Annotated in this window: 13 protein-coding genes; 2 read left to right on the top strand and 11 right to left on the bottom strand. The window is 51.3% G+C overall.

Annotated elements, in window-relative coordinates; all coding sequences use genetic code 11:
* Window positions 1-120: 120 nt before the first annotated feature.
* Window positions 121-834 carry a YwiC-like family protein gene (locus ACX93W_RS21150; RefSeq protein WP_459394358.1) on the top strand — a complete coding sequence of 238 codons (714 nt, stop codon included), beginning with the start codon at window positions 121-123 and terminating at the stop codon, window positions 832-834.
* Between the two features lie 674 nt (window positions 835-1,508).
* Here ACX93W_RS21150 and moaA read toward each other — a convergent pair.
* From moaA to ACX93W_RS21205, 11 genes are all read right to left on the bottom strand, one after another.
* Window positions 1,509-2,519: a GTP 3',8-cyclase MoaA gene (gene moaA / locus ACX93W_RS21155; protein ID WP_459394359.1), complete on the bottom strand. Its 1,011-nt coding sequence runs from the start codon at window positions 2,517-2,519 to the stop codon at window positions 1,509-1,511.
* A 91-nt stretch (window positions 2,520-2,610) separates the two neighbouring features.
* Window positions 2,611-3,855, bottom strand: coding sequence for a molybdopterin molybdotransferase MoeA (locus ACX93W_RS21160; protein ID WP_459394360.1), 1,245 nt, complete (start codon window positions 3,853-3,855; stop codon window positions 2,611-2,613).
* Window positions 3,856-3,892: 37 nt separating this feature from the next.
* On the bottom strand, window positions 3,893-5,392 hold the full coding sequence (locus ACX93W_RS21165) for a nitrate/nitrite transporter (protein WP_459394361.1): 1,500 nt from the start codon (window positions 5,390-5,392) through the stop codon (window positions 3,893-3,895).
* A 212-nt stretch (window positions 5,393-5,604) separates the two neighbouring features.
* The gene (locus tag ACX93W_RS21170; protein WP_459394362.1) at window positions 5,605-6,132 is read right to left on the bottom strand and encodes a hemerythrin domain-containing protein; all 528 of its coding nucleotides are present in this window, start codon (window positions 6,130-6,132) and stop codon (window positions 5,605-5,607) included.
* Window positions 6,133-6,153: 21 nt separating this feature from the next.
* Complete coding sequence (locus tag ACX93W_RS21175; protein WP_068687231.1) at window positions 6,154-6,801, bottom strand: response regulator transcription factor; 648 nt, start codon at window positions 6,799-6,801, stop codon at window positions 6,154-6,156.
* Window positions 6,802-6,808: 7 nt separating this feature from the next.
* Complete coding sequence (locus ACX93W_RS21180) at window positions 6,809-7,879, bottom strand: sensor histidine kinase (protein WP_459394363.1); 1,071 nt, start codon at window positions 7,877-7,879, stop codon at window positions 6,809-6,811.
* Window positions 7,876-8,334, bottom strand: coding sequence for a GAF domain-containing protein (locus tag ACX93W_RS21185; protein ID WP_459394364.1), 459 nt, complete (start codon window positions 8,332-8,334; stop codon window positions 7,876-7,878). The genes ACX93W_RS21180 and ACX93W_RS21185 overlap by 4 nt, the downstream gene beginning before the upstream one ends.
* A gap of 12 nt (window positions 8,335-8,346) precedes the next feature.
* A complete protein-coding gene (narI, locus tag ACX93W_RS21190) occupies window positions 8,347-9,033 on the bottom strand; it encodes a respiratory nitrate reductase subunit gamma (protein WP_459394365.1) in 687 nt (228 codons plus the stop codon).
* A complete protein-coding gene (gene narJ / locus ACX93W_RS21195; protein WP_459394366.1) occupies window positions 9,030-9,596 on the bottom strand; it encodes a nitrate reductase molybdenum cofactor assembly chaperone in 567 nt (188 codons plus the stop codon). Before narJ ends, narI begins: the two co-directional genes overlap by 4 nt.
* Window positions 9,589-11,154: a nitrate reductase subunit beta gene (narH, locus tag ACX93W_RS21200; protein ID WP_459394367.1), complete on the bottom strand. Its 1,566-nt coding sequence runs from the start codon at window positions 11,152-11,154 to the stop codon at window positions 9,589-9,591. The genes narJ and narH overlap by 8 nt, the downstream gene beginning before the upstream one ends.
* Window positions 11,144-14,818 carry a nitrate reductase subunit alpha gene (locus ACX93W_RS21205; protein WP_459394368.1) on the bottom strand — a complete coding sequence of 1,225 codons (3,675 nt, stop codon included), beginning with the start codon at window positions 14,816-14,818 and terminating at the stop codon, window positions 11,144-11,146. The genes narH and ACX93W_RS21205 overlap by 11 nt, the downstream gene beginning before the upstream one ends.
* A 212-nt stretch (window positions 14,819-15,030) precedes the next feature.
* Here ACX93W_RS21205 and ACX93W_RS21210 point away from each other — a divergent pair, with 212 nt between their 5' ends.
* Window positions 15,031-15,450 (top strand): hypothetical protein, encoded by a 420-nt coding sequence (locus ACX93W_RS21210; protein WP_459394369.1) that lies wholly within the window; start codon window positions 15,031-15,033, stop codon window positions 15,448-15,450.
* The last annotated feature ends 78 nt before the right edge of the window (window positions 15,451-15,528 follow it).

Raw genomic sequence — 15,528 nt, forward strand, 5'->3', positions numbered from 1 at the left:
TCCGGTATTCCGGCGCGTATTTGAACATTCTATGATATGTGGGCCAAATCACGCCTTCCCGCCAGTATCTATTTTATAATGGTACTATGCCAATTGATTAAACATAGGAGGCTTTCCGTTATGAAAAGATATATACCCAACCAGCACGGAGCCTGGGCAATGCTTGTCCTTCCGTTTTTGTTTGGGCTGGCGGCTTCGCAGGGGAAATGGCCCCATATCCCCTTGTTTCTGACCTGGCTGCTTCTTTATTTGTTCAGCTTTCCTCTTCTGCAATGGGCGAAAACCCGCCGGGGAGACCGGTACCGTAAACCAGTCATTCTCTATGCCGCGCTTCTGCTGCCATTTGCGCTTTATATGCTTATAGCCGTTCCCCAGCTATTCTGGTTTGTGATTCCGCTTATTCCGCTTTTCGGCGTCAATCTATATTATGCTCGGACCAAAAATGAACGCGCTTTATTGAATGATATAGCGGCGATTGTCACCTTTAGCCTTATGGTTTTCCCCGTTTTTTATATTGGCGGCGGAGAGGATTGGGAGACGGCAACTCTGTTGTTTTTTGTTTCATTGATCTATTTTACCGGTACGGCTTTGTACGTCAAAACAATTATCCGGGAGAAGAAAAACCCCAAATACTACTATGCATCCATCGCTTACCATCTATGCTTTATTATTTTCGGCCTGTGGTTTATGCCGTTGGCAGCCCTTCCCATATTAACGATTCTGCTGCTGCGGGCCATCATCGTTCCCAGAATGGGCGTTACGCCTAAGGTAACAGGAATGGTCGAAATCGGATTTACCACTATGCTGTTCCTTGTCGTTTTGTTCGGCATGTGAAGTCTTTAAACTTCTTCATTCATAAAAGCTGGCCAGCTTTCACAATAAAGCTAAGAAAGGCGAATAAGCACACACTATTGGAGGCTCATTCGCCCGCATTGTTAGGAAGCCAGTGCGTTCCCGAAAAATAGGGCTATCCCGTTTTCTCCGCTAAAAAAAGCTCGTCGAGAAAACGTACGTTTTCCCGACGAGCTTTTTTGCGCGCCTGCATTTGCATGTAGACGGCGAAGCGGATGCTCGCCACTTTTTCAATAGATTGCGAGCTTGCTATGCACGCGAAGGCTTGCCAACACTTGCCACGGCTTGCCACAATCCATCGTTTTCCCGCTCTGTTACCGCTAACGGACAAAAGTGTCCATTAGACGCGCAAAACACAATTTTTTTGTTTCTAGCGGACACTTTTGTCCGTTAGAGCCTGAAAACAACGAATTAGAGCATGATTTCTGACTGTAATGGACATATTTGTCCGTTACAAATAAAAAAAACATAATTTTCGCCTCTAACGGCCAAATTTGTCCGTTAGATTAGAAGCCGTGACCAAACTCCAATGTTGCGACCAACATTGACTGCCAGTATTATAATCCGCGGACATGACCAGCATCAGTCGCCGTGTCTTTTTCACTCGGACATGACCGTCATCAGTCGCCGTGTCTATATCCTGCGACCAGTTCCCGTCATCCCCCGATATACGACATGCCGATTTTCGGCTTGCTTATCGCCGACTCTTCTGTCCGCTCTTCCGAATATCGGTCGCTGCGATTTTCCCATACATTCGTAATGGCAGCCAACAGCTCTTCGTCACTCGCGCCGTGGCGAAGCATATCCCGCAGATCAAAGCCGCGGGAAGCGAAGAGGCATGTATACAGCTTGCCGTCGGAGGACAAGCGGGCACGCGTGCAAGTCGAGCAGAAGGATTCGGATACCGATGTGATAAAGCCGATCTCCGCGCCGTTATCGGAATAACGATAACGCTTTGCAACTTCGCCGAAGTATCCCTGATCCACCGGCTCCATTCGGTATTCGCTCTGCAGAAGCTGCAAAATATCGCGCTTGGAGACTACTCTCTCAAAGCTCCAGCCGTTGCCATTGCCCGCATCCATAAATTCGATAAACCGAAGCGTGATTCCCTGCTCCTTGAAATAGGCCGCCATAGGCAGGATTTCAGAGTCGTTAACACCCTTCTGCACGACCATATTCACCTTAACCTTAAAGCCGACGTCTACCGCATGCCGAATCGTTTTCAATATATGCTCCGGCTTGACGCCTCTATTGTTGATGCTCATAAACAGCTCCGGATTTAGCGCATCGAGACTTACATTCAACCGGCGCAGTCCGGCATCGTACAGCGGCTGCGCTTGTTGTCCAAGCAATACGCCGTTGGTCGTCAGACCGATATCCTTAACTCCCGGCACAGCTTTGATATCCGCCACCAGCTGCGGCAGTTTCGGACGCATCAGCGGTTCGCCGCCGGTCAGGCGTATTTTCTCTACGCCTAACGAAACAAACAAAGCGGTCAGCCGCTTGATTTCATCAAAGGACAGCAGCTCGCTTGGAGGCAAAAAGGCATAGTCCTCGCCAAAAAGCTCCTTGGGCATGCAATAGGTACAACGGAAGTTGCATCGATCTGTCACCGATATTCGTAAATCATGCATAGGTCTGTGCAACCGATCTTTAGGCGCAAACATTCACATCGTCCCCTCTCCTTATCTCAAGTCGGCATGCGGCGACCACAAGCCATGCCATCAATAGCTGCTCTGTACTTCTCTTTTTCGACTATTAAAGGACCCAGTTGTCCGTTCCTTCTTCCATACCCAGCAGAAGCACGTCCACCACATCGCCCTCCGTAAAGTGGCGGGTCCCGCCTGGCAGGACCAGTAACGCATTGCCGCGGGCAATAGAGGATACCGCATTAGATTTGTTAAAGCCCGCTGAACGCACGCTTGTACCATCGTAAACCGCACGGATAAATCTCGTGAACGGATTGGCTTTTGTCAGTGTTTCGGCAAGCCGGGCTTTGGTCCGCGGAAGATACGGCTTGATTGCCCCCATCATCTTCAGCAGCACCGGGCGCGCAAACAATTCAAATCCGGTATAACAGGCGGACGGATTGCCGGAAAGCCCGAATAAATATTTACCAGACCGTACAGCTACTGTCGTTACGCTGCCGGGACGCATGGAAACTTTATTAAACAGCACCTCAGCTCCAAGGCGCTCATAAATCGCAGGCAAAAAGTCAAAATCGCCAACTGACACCCCGCCAGTCGTTATGAGGCAATCCGTTTCCTCTATCGCCTGGCGAACCATGTCAAGGCTGCTCTCCAGATCATCGCTTGCCGTCTTGTACATCCGGCAGGATATGCCCATTCGCGCTAGCTGCGCGGCGATCATCGGCCCGTTGCTGTTGCGAATTTTTCCCGGGCTGAGCGGCTCGTGAACCTCCAACAGCTCGGTTCCGGTTGACAGAATGCCAACCACCGGGCGTCGAGCTACCTTCACGTCAGTATAACCGAAGGTAGCCAAAAGCGCCACAATACCAGGCTGTATATAAGAGCCAGGGGAGGCCAGCGTCTCGCCTTCAGCCATATCCTCCCCTTTAAGCGACAGATTCTCCAGGGGCGAAAACTCTTTTCGAATCATAAAGGAGTTTCCGGTAATAGCCGCTTGCTCGAACATGACGACAGCATCCGCATTGCTTGGCAGCGCAGCCCCGGTCATGATCCGGACAGCCTCCATGGGCCCAAGCTCGCTGTCGAACACGCCTCCGGCTCCATAATGGTCCACCACTGTAAAGGCTTTGCGGCTAGTGCCGGATGCGCCTGCTGAATCGATAGACCGAATTGCAAAACCGTCATAAGGCGAGCGGTCGAACGGCGGCACATCGTGAGTGGCTTTCAGAGGCTGGGCCAAAATCCGTCCGTAGCTTTCGGCAAGCGGAATGCTTTCCGAGCCTATTTCTCTGACATGAGCCATGACTCTCTCCACAGCCTCCGACACTGCTATCGGGGTTCTCATCTCTGTCATCTCACTCTGCTCCTTAGGCAACCTGGCTTTATCTATTTTAGGCTTTGCGCTCGCCCGTAATGTCGGTGAAAGTGCCTACATAACGGAGATGCTCCCCGCTTTCGTCTTTAATGGCGCTAATATTCAACCATTGGAGATATTCCTCTCCGTTTTTCCGTTTGTTCCAAATTTCGCCTTGCCACATTCCTGTTTCTCTTAAATTGTTCCATAATTCCTGGTAGAATGCTTTTTCCTGTCTTCCCGACTTCAACACATTCGGCTTTTTGCCCAATACCTCCTGCTCCTCAAAGCCGGTCAGCTTCGTAAAGGCGGGATTGACGGATTTAATATTGCCCGAAATATCCGTTACAAGAATGCCTTGACCCGTCGAGTTGAATACCTCGGAGGTTAATGCGAGTCTGCCATGATAATAGAGCCAGATAACAAGCACAAGACTTGCCAAAGCCACCTCGGACAGCAGCATAAAACCGATAGAGTATTGGCCGGTAAGCGAATAAATCAAGGATAACATGATCGGCGGGAAAAATCCTCCCAAACCGCCCATCATGGATACAATACCGTTTACGATACCCGCCTGCTTGTTAAAGTACATCGGCACCAATTTGAAAACAACACCGTTTCCGATACCCGCGCTAAACGCGATAGCCAGACATCCAATGGTATACAGCCCCATCGACGGTACGAAAGCAAGCAACATCGCAGACCCTGTAAAAATAACAAAAGTGGCCATCAGCAGAAGCAACGGCTGGAATTTATCTCCAAGCCAACCCCCAACGGGGCGCATAAACGTAGCCAGAGCGATAAATCCTGCCGTACGCAGACCGGCATCCACTTTCTCCAGTTCAAAATTAGTGACCAGGAAATTGGGGAGGTAAATCGTAAACGCTACAAATGATCCAAACGTAATAAAGTAGAACAACGAGAAAAGCCACAGCTTTTCATTTTTGATAACACCTTTGATTTGCTCCATGATCGGCGTTTTCACCTTGGTTTCATGACGATCACCGAAGAAAAAGTTAAGTACAATGAAAACCAGCAGCAGGATCAAATAAAGTTTGATCGTAAGGGACCAGCCCAATTGCGTAGCCGCAATGGGAGCCATAAAGGTGGAAAGCGCCGTTCCGAGATTTCCGATACCGTAAATCCCGTTTACAAAGCCGTGCTTTTCTTTGGGATAATACTTGGGCAACGAGGTTACGCCTACGGAAAAGACAGCGCCGCCGATGCCGAGGAACAAACCGCCGATGATCAGATCGCCATAGGTTCCTGCTTCACTAATATAATAAACAGGAAACAAGAGCAACACAAAGCTGGTGAGAAAAATAACCCGCGCTCCCACAACGTTGGCGTAATAGCCAAGCGGTATTCGCAGGATCGACCCCAGAACGACCGGAAGGGCAGTAACCATGGCCAGCTTCTCCGCTGGGATGGAGATATCCTCCCGAATAAAGGGCAGGAGCGAAGAGATGATAACCCATACCATAAACCCAATAATCAAATTCAATGTTTGAAGCGGCAATTGCATTTTCTTGATCATAGAACTCACCTTTCGTCAATGTTGTTCCAGCTATCTGAATCCATTCTATGTCCTTATTGTAGCTGTCCGGGGTGCGGCTCAGATATAGGGGAGTTCCCTCTCCAGGATGGGGGACTCCCTGTAAACAACAAAAAAACCGCTCCCGGAAAGGAACGGCGCGGCGGCGGCTTGCAGCGATAGGGCAAAGCACAAGTTTATCGCATTTGCAGTGCTCAGGAAATGAGCGTATTCAGTTGTTGATCCAGACGTTTTCTCGCGCCCGGGCCAATCTGCCCTTCCGCCATCGGGAACAATACGGTTTCTTCCTTGACGAAATGAACCGTCAATACCTCAAAAGCTTCGCCGGCATCGCGGGAAACCGCGCGAATTTCATCCAGCGACAACTGATCCACACCAGTCTCCGTATGGTGCATGAAGTGGCCAATGTAGGCGTCAATCTCTTTATGCTCTTCCTGTATGCCGACAAGCGGGCCTTGTTCAAACCCGATATAAGAACCAAGGAGCGGGAAAAAATAAGCCTCTTCCTTAGCGGTATGCTTGGCCAGCGTCGGCTTGAATTCCTCCAGCTGTTTGCGCAGCTCGTGGAGCAATCTGCGCCCTTCCTCCACAGGATAGGACTCATTCTCCAAATAACGAACAATGGCATGCCACTCGTCCATGAGATAGGAAAGATAACGGTGCTCGTTTTCCAGAATGCGCATGGCGGGCGTGCTAAATCTAAGTTGATCAGTCTCTGACAAGAGGGCAACCTCCATTCCGGATTAGAAATCCAGCAATTTCTTCCGCAGAGCGTATTCCACCAGCTCGGGACGGCTGGACAAATTCAATTTTTCCATAATCTTGGCTTTGTTGGCCTCGACCGTTTTTACGGAGACGTAGAGCTTTTCGGCAATTTCCTTGTTTCCGTAGCCTTTTGCGATCAGCGGCAAAATCTCCATTTCCCGCTTGGACAGCAGCTCGAACGGGTCCTCCGTGTAGGAATCCTTTTCCTTTCGGATAAATTCCCGCACAAGCGAAGTTGCCATTTTGGGATGAATGTACATGCCGCCTTGATGAATGGTCCGGATCGCCAGCAGCAGCTCTTCATCGGGCGCGCTTTTCAGCACGTAGCCCGAAGCGCCGTTTTTGAGCACATGGAACAAATACTCTTCGTCGTCATGCATGGTCAGAATGAGAATTTTGGTATCGGGATAATCCTCTTTGATCTTGCCGGTAGCGATCAATCCGCTTTCGCCGGGCGGCATGCTAAGATCCATAATCAGAATGTCGGGACGGTGTTTGGCCACCATCGCATACGCTTCAAGCCCGTCCGCCGCTCCGCCGATGACCTCAATATCTTCCTGAAAATTAAGGATCATCGCAAACCCGCTTCTGACAATTGCATGATCATCCGCAATAACGATTCGCATATCAAACTCACTCCTTCCCCAGCAGCCGCTTAATCGGAACCTGCAGGATGATTTTTGTACCCTGGCCCATTCCGGTTATCAGGTTGAAAGTGCCTCCTACCAATTCGGCACGCTCCTGCATGCCGTACAAGCCAAGGCCCGTTCCCTCCGGCTCGTCGTCCGGCCTGAAGCCGACGCCTGTATCCTCCACGATCAGCTGCAGCAAGTTGCCCTGTTCCGCCAACTCCACGTTTACGCTGTCGACTTGCGCATATTTTATCGCATTAAATACCGCTTCCTGGCAGATGCGGTACATAACCGTCTCAATCTCGTTGCCATAACGCTTCGTAGACAAATTGGATTCATATTCAATGACAACCCCGTAATTCTGTTCCACCCGCTTGAAGTGCGAGCGGAATGCGGCCTCAAGTCCCAGATCGTCCAGCGCCGCCGGCCGCAGCTCTACGGACATATTGCGAATATCCTGCAGCAGCCGGGTCATAACGCCTTCCGTCTGTTTGACCTTTTTCAGAATTTCATCTTCCTTGGTCATATATTTCAGCACCCGAAGATCTACCAGGGCGCTAAGCAATTCCTGCGCGACGCTGTCATGCAGCTCCCTGGAGAGCCGCTTGCGCTCATTCTCTTGGGCTTCCATGACATGTTTAACCATTTTGTTCTGGTAAAGCTTCTCCTGCGTTTTGAATTGCTTCGTCAAATCCCTCAGCATAAACGCGCGAATCCCCATTTCGGGATCGATCAATTGAATGGTAGCGGCGTAGGGAACAATGCCTTTTCCTCGGGTTTCCAAATAGACCTGGAATGAACTAAACTCTTCGATGACCGGCGTGTTGAAATAACAGTTCAGGCAAGTCCGGAGCTCCTGATCGCTGGTGTATCCCCTGCATGTACCGCATAATGCCTGCGGATCGCCATGAAGAAGCCGCTTCATCACGTCTCCTTCGACGATCTCCGCGGCCGCGGGATTCATGGACAGCGCCTTTCCTTCCTTGTCAAAAAAGAAAATAGCCTCTGTGCTGTTCTCATACAGTTTCGTCATCAATACATCGATTTGATTGTTCCGCATCTGTATAGTCAACTCAGCAACAGTTCCTTTCCGTTCAAGTCTCCTATTCCGTCTTGCACGCATTGCTTCAGCGCTTCCAGCTTGACTTCATCTACCTGCTCCTCGCCCCGGAACCCGCCCAGCAGCACGCCAGCAACCCGGGCGTCGTTCCATAAAGGAACCGCACCAAAGCTGGCCAGATTCTCGGACTTGATGATCGGGTATCTGAAGAGGGAATCCGGACCCATCTGATCCCGCACGGAAGAAAGCAGCAGGGGCTTTCCGGTTTTGAACACCAGCCCCGCTATCCCTCTTCCGGACCGAAGAACAATCCGTTTGAAACGGTCGTTCAGATTGCCGGAGGCGTATTTCCATTTGATTACATAGTCGAATTCCGCTGTCTCCACCAGTGCCAGCGCCATGAAATCAAATCCTAATTTATTGCGGATCTCATCCAGCTCAGCTTGATAACCCACATTATCGTTCATTCGATTTCTCCATTATTTCGATTTATTCCTTCTATATAGAATATAACTTCTTCCTACATAATTCAACGGAACGCTCCATACATGCACAAGTCTTGTAAACGGCCAGAAACCCAAAATGGCAAAACCGGACAATACGTGTATTTTGAAGGAGAGGGGAACGTCTGTCATCAGCGACGCGTCCGGACTCAGGTAGAACAAACCGCGGAACCAGATGGAAATGGAGGTGCGGTAATCAAATTCCGGTTGAACGGCGTTTGTGACCAGAGTAGCATACATGCCCATAAATACGATAAACAGCAAAATGGCGTTTACCGCCAGATCGGAGCCCGAGCTAAGGCGACGGACATTCTTGAGCGTAAAACGGCGATAGGTCAAAACCAGCATCCCCAGCAGCGTAATGGCGCCGAAGAACCCCCCGATATAAACAGCGCCGATATGATACATATGATCGTTTACGCCAAGCGCATGCATCCATGATTTCGGAATGCCGAGACCGGACACATGGCCCATGATAACGGGAATGATGCCAAGGTGGAACAGCATGCTGCCAATCTTGAGCTGCTTTTTTTCAATAAATTCACTGGATTTGGCCGTCCAGTTGAATTGATCCTGCCGGTATCGGAATATATGTCCTACAATAAACACGACCAGGCACGCATAGGGAAAAATGACCCATAATAATTGATCCAGCATATTCATTGCCCCGGCACCTCCTGTTGTCTGCAAGCCTTAAACGTCTCCCGCAATCCTTTGACGAGATAGGTATAAGGGCTTTTGTTCTTCTCTAGCGCCTGCAGCAAATGGTAGGTTCCATCCTCAAGCACCGCGATCAGCATCTTGAAATTTTCGGCCGCCCCAGGATCATGCCGCCATTCGGCGGCATATAGGAACTCGCACATCAGAGGAAGAAAATCCGGCAATTCGCCTTCCGGCATTTCCAGCCCGAACATTTCGTACAGCAGTTTCAGCTTGGCCAGAAGCTGTCCGCGTTCCTTGGCGTCCTCAAACTTGAAATAACTCATATAAAGCGTACAGTCCTTTTGAAAGTCAAAAGTCTCCGCATAAGTCTCTTGGATATCATCCAGACTGAACTCCTGCATCCCCGACCAATAAGACATGACATGGTCGTAAGCAGGATGACCCGGATCAAAGCTCGACTCCAGCATGATCGGATTGAAATCCAGCTTCTCCGGATACATCAGCTGCCGCGCGAAGAACCCGAAAGATGGCTTGTAGTCGTAAAGTCTAGTTACATCAATCACGCCAAATACCTCCGTAGAAGTTCTCTTCGTAAGCCTTCTTCCCAGACTTCGTCATCATGTTGATTGCTTCCGCCGGTCCGCATCCGCTGCAGTCCGAACCCATATCTCCCATGGTGTCGCCGTATCCGGCCGAGCCTTGCGCCTTGTACGGGTTCATATGGCTTTCTCTGTGGGACGTTGGAATCACGAAGCGGTCTTCGTATTTCGCAATGGCAAGAAGGCGATACATTTCCTCCATTTGCTGTCCGGTCATTCCTACGCGTTTCAGACGGTTCTGATCAAAATCCTTGCCCGTTGACAAAGCGCGCATGTACGAGCGCATCATCGCCATCCGCTGGAGAGCTTCCTTCACCGTAGTTGTGTCGCCTGCAGTCAGCATGTTGGCCAGATATTGAACCGGTGTGCGCATTTCCTCGATCGCCGGGAAAATCGCGTCCGGGTTGTTCAAGGAATCTTTGCCCTCAAAGTAGTTCATGATCGGGCTAAGCGGCGGTACGTACCAAACCATTGGCAGCGTACGGTATTCCGGGTGAAGCGGGAATGCCAGCTTATGTTCGATTGCAAGCTTGTAAACCGGCGAATTTTGCGCTGCCTCGATCCAGTCCTCCGAAATCCCGTCCTTGCGGGCTTGTGCCATGATTTCGGGATCATGAGGGTTCAGGAACAAATCGCATTGCGCTTTGTACAGATCTTTTTCGTCCGGCGTTGAAGCCGCTTCCTGCACTTTATCCGCATCGTAGAGCAGCACGCCCAGGTAACGGATACGTCCGGTACAGGTTTCGGAGCAGACCGTTGGCAGACCCGCTTCGATACGCGGGAAGCAGAACGTACATTTTTCCGCTTTGTTGGTTTGCCAGTTGAAGTACACCTTTTTGTAAGGACAGCCGGTCATGCAATAACGCCAGCCGCGGCAAGCTTCCTGGTCAACCAGGACGATGCCGTCCTCTTCCCGTTTGTACATGGCTCCCGACGGGCAGGAGGCCACGCAGCTTGGATTGAGACAATGCTCGCACAGACGAGGCAGGTAGATCATAAAGGACTTTTCGAAGTTGATCTTGATTTCTTCTTCGATCTTCTGGATGTTGGGGTCGAGCGGGCCGGTAACGTGCGCGCCGGCCAAGTCGTCCTCCCAGTTTGGTCCCCATTCCAGATCCATCTTTTCGCCTGTAATGACGGAATGGGCCCGGGCTACGGGGGAATGCTTCTGCTCACCCGCATTGGTCAAATTCTCATAGTTGTAAGTCCAAGGCTCGTAATAATCCTTCATTTCAGGCATATCCGGGTTGTAGAAAATTTTGCCCAGCGCCACTTTGGACAGCTTGTTGCCGGATTTCAGCTCCAGCTTGCCTTTGCGAAGCTGCCAGCCGCCTTTGTACAGCTCCTGGTCCTCCCAACGCTTGGGATAACCGATGCCCGGCTTCGTTTCTACGTTGTTGAACCACATATATTCCGCGCCTTTGCGGTTTGTCCATGTCGTTTTGCAAGTCACGCTGCACGTATGGCAGCCGATACATTTGTCCAAGTTCATTACCATCGCGATTTGCGCTTTAATTTTCAAGCCAGTTGACCTCCTTCATTTTGCGTACGGCTACATACAAATCCCGTTGATTTCCGATTGGACCGTAGTAGTTGAAGCCGTAACTGATCTGGGCGTAGCCCCCGACCATCTGGGTTGGTTTCAAATGAATGCGGGTCGGCGCGTTATGGCTTCCGCCGCGGGTGTCTGTAATTTCAGAGCCTGGCACCTGGATATGTTTATCCTGTGCATGATACATGAACATGGAGCCGCGCGGCATCCGCGGGCTGACGACCGCTCTTGCTGTTACAACGCCGTTGCGGTTGTATACTTCCAGCCAGTCGTTATCGTTAATGCCGTGCGCGTCCGCGTCTTCATTGTTGATCCACACGGTAGGACCGCCCCGGAACAGCGTCAGCATGTGCTGGTTGTCCTGATAGGTGGAGTGAATGTTCCACTTGCCGTGCGGCGTCATGTAGCGCAGCACCAGCGCATCCTGGCCGCCTTTGATTTCCTTGTCCCGAGGTCCAAAGACCATCGGCGGCAGCGTCGGTTTATATACCGGCAGCGTTTCGCCGAATTGCATAAATACTTCATGGTCGATATAGAAATGTTGTCTGCCCGTCAATGTCCGGAACGGCACCAGCCGTTCGATGTTGATCGTAAACGGCGAATATCTGCGCCCTTGCTTGTTGGAGCCCGTAAACACCGGCGTCGGGATAACCTCTCTCGGCTGCGCCGTAATGCTCTGGAAGGTGATTTTTTCAGCCGCGCGCTCTGCCGAAATATCCAGCAGCTCTACGCCATGCTCGTGTTCAGCCTCCGCAAAAGCTTTCTGCGACAATCTTCCGTTTGTTGCCGAGGATAAATGCAGAATCGTGTCGGCAACCCGGCGCGCCGAATTGATTTTTGGCAATCCGTTTTTGATGGTTTCGTCATGGTAAACGCCGTTGATGCGTTTCAATTCCTCGTATTCCTCGCCGACAGGGAAGTTTACGCCATGCGCGCCCAGCTTGCCGTTCGCCAGATTAGGGCCGAGCGACACGTATTTATCGTGAATTTTGGTATAGTCGCGTTCGATGATGCTGAAGTTCGGCATTGTTTTGCCCGGTACGGGAGCGACTTCCCCTTTGGACCAATCCTTGACCAATCCCATCGGCTGCGAAATTTCGCCTTTGCTGTCATGCGCCAGCGGCGTTACCATGACATCCTTGTACACGCCCGGCAAATGTTCTTTGGCCAGCTCCGAGAATACCTCGGACAAGCTGCGATAAATATCCCAGTCGGAGCGGGACTCCCAAAGCGGGTTAACCGCCGGGTTGAACGGATGCACGAACGGATGCATGTCGGTCGACGATAGATCCGTTTTTTCGTACCAGGTTGCTGCCGGGAGAACAATATCCGCGTAAAGCGGCGTAGCCGTCATCCGGAAGTCCAGCGCGACCAACAGATCCAGCTTGCCTTCGACATCTTCGCGCCATACGATTTCTTCCGGCTTCTGCTCTTCGTTCGGCGAAGCAAGCAATCCGCTGGATGCGCCAAGCAAATGCTTCATGAAATACTCCTGCCCCTTGGCGGAGCTGGAAATCAGGTTCGAGCGCCATACAAAGAGCGAGCGCGGGAAGTTTTCAGGAGCGCCGGGATCTTCTACCGCAAACTTCACCTTTTTGGAAACGACCTCGTCAACGGCCTGTTTAATGATTTCCTCGTTGCTCGTTTTGCCAGCTTTGGCGGCTTCCTCTGCAAACAACAAGCTGTTTTTGTTGAATTGCGGGAAAGACGGCAACCAGCCGAGACGAGCCGCAAGCACGTTGTAATCCGCTGGATGCTGGTAAGCAACATCGCCGCCAAGCGGCGATTTCAGGCTATCTGTGCCGCTTTCCTCATATCTCCACTGATCGGAAGCAAAATAGAAGAAGGAGGTCGCATTCTGCAGCCTTGCTCCGCTTTGCCAGTCTTTGGCGAACGCAATCGTTGACCAGCCTTCGATCGGACGGCATTTTTCCTGTCCGACATAATGCGCCCAGCCGCCGCCGTTTACGCCTTGCGACGCGGTCAGAATGACGAGATTCAGAATGGCGCGGTAGATGGTGTCGCTGTTGAACCAGTGATTGATGCCTGCGCCCATAATAATCATGGAGCGTCCGCCGGTATCCAGCGAGTTCTGGGCGAATTCCTGCGCGATTTGCACCAGGACGCTTGCCTTGACGCCCGTTACCTTCTCCTGCCAAGCCGGCGTGTAGAAGGATTCGGCATCGCTGTAACCCTTGGCATTGTGCGGGCTGTCGGTTCTGGCAACGCCGTATTGGCTCATCATCAGATCATAAACGGTAGCCGCGTAACGTTCGCTTCCATCGGCCAGTTTAACTTTTATTGCCGGAATAACCCGTTTGAAAATACCGTTGCCCGAGTTATCGAAGTAAGGGAACACGATTTCCACTGACTCATGGTCCTGGTCCATCACCGTAAGCGCAGGATCAACCTTTGTTCCATCCTCGCGCTCCAGAACCAGATTCCATTTGGCCCCTTCTTCCCAGCGCTGGCCCATCGTTCCGTTTGGCACCATCAGCTCGCCAGCTGCCTGGTCATATATGACGGGTTTCCATTCCGCGTTTTGCGACTGGCTGCCCAGATCGCTTGCCCTTAAGAAACGTCCGCCTTTCAGTGAATCTTCGTGCGGATCAAGCAATATCATAAACGGCATATCCGTAAACCGTTTGGCGTAATCCATAAACATCGGCTCCGCGCGATCCTGGTAGAACTCTTTAAGAATGACATGCGTCATCGCTTGCGCAATCGCGGCGTCCGTACCGGGATGCGGCGCCAGCCAGTTGTCGGCAAACTTTACGTTTTCCGCAAAGTCGGGAGCAACCGATACGACCTTGGTGCCTTTGTAGCGCACCTCCGTCATAAAGTGGGCGTCCGGCGTTCTGGTCAGCGGAACGTTGGAGCCCCACATGATCAGGTAACCGGCATTGTACCAGTCGGAGGATTCCGGAACGTCCGTCTGCTCGCCCCAAATTTGCGGCGAAGCGGGCGGAAGATCGGCATACCAGTCATAGAAGCTAAGCATCTGTCCGCCCATCAGCGAGATAAACCGCGCGCCGGACGCGTAGCTGATCATGGACATGGCCGGAATCGGGGTAAAGCCGGCAATCCGGTCCGGTCCGTATTTGCGAATAGTGTAGATCAACTGCGCGGCAATCAGTTGCAGCGCGTCGTTCCAATCCACGCGGATATGACCGCCTTTGCCCCGCGCCTTTTTGTATTCCGAGGCCTTCTGCGGATCTTCGACAATGCTTGCCCAGGCATCGATCAGGTTATCGTGCTCGGCGACGGCTTTTTTCCACATCCGCCACAGCTTGCCTCTCATATAAGGATATTTCACGCGCAGAGGGCTGTATTCGTACCAGGAGAAGCTTGCTCCGCGGGGACATCCGCGAGGCTCGAATTCCGGCATATCCGGTCCGCAGGACGGATAGTCGATCTGCTGGTTCTCCCATGTGATGATTCCGTTTTTAACAAATACCTTCCAGCTGCAAGAACCGGTGCAGTTAACGCCGTGCGTCGTACGGACAACTTTGTCGTGGGACCAGCGCTGGCGGTACATATTTTCCCAATCTCTGTTTTTTTCCTCAAGAATCGACCAATTTCCCGAATAGCTCTCGATAGGTTTAAAAAAATTGAGTCCGAATTTCTTTTTCATTGATGCGAACACTCCTTTTTTGGCACATAGACTTTCATAGACCTACCAGCAGCGGATTCCATTCACTACCTTACTAATTACTTTCATTATGGAGTTATAGGGCGAAGGTTCCCATTAGGGAGTTCCCTCTTTCGCCGGGAGATAAAGCCTAATCAGCATAATGAGGGGTGTCCGGTGTGCTATACTGAAAAAAATTAGGAGGAGGTATGTACATGGTAGGACCATCCTTGCGGCAATTGCACGCCCATCATGCCATCCATGAAGGAGGCTTGTCCGGGGCGATCGACAAAACCGGGGAAGTCGAGGAATTGCTGGAAATGAAGGAGTACGAAGTCGCCCGCCAGGCGGCGGACCACTTGATTGAATATTGGGAAACTCGGATTCTCAGCCATGCGGAAGCGGAAGAGGACGGGTTTTATCAAGAGAAGGAAGCGGGCAACCCCGAGCTGGCAAAGGACATCGTCAAACTGACCCGCGATCATGAATTGCTGCGGATTATCGTTAGCGATATCAAGAGCCAACTCGCGGAAGAGGGACTTTCCTCCGACACCATGCATCAGTTCCACGCCTTGATCGTGCTGAACGCTATCCATAGCCGCGAAGAAGAGCGGCTGCTGTTTGTTTCTCCTTAAGGATGCAACGATATCCACATGAAAAAGCGCAGGTACAGGCCACTCAGCCTACATCTGCGCTTTTTCCGTTTTGTGCGG

The organism is Paenibacillus sp. CAU 1782, from assembly GCF_054551715.1.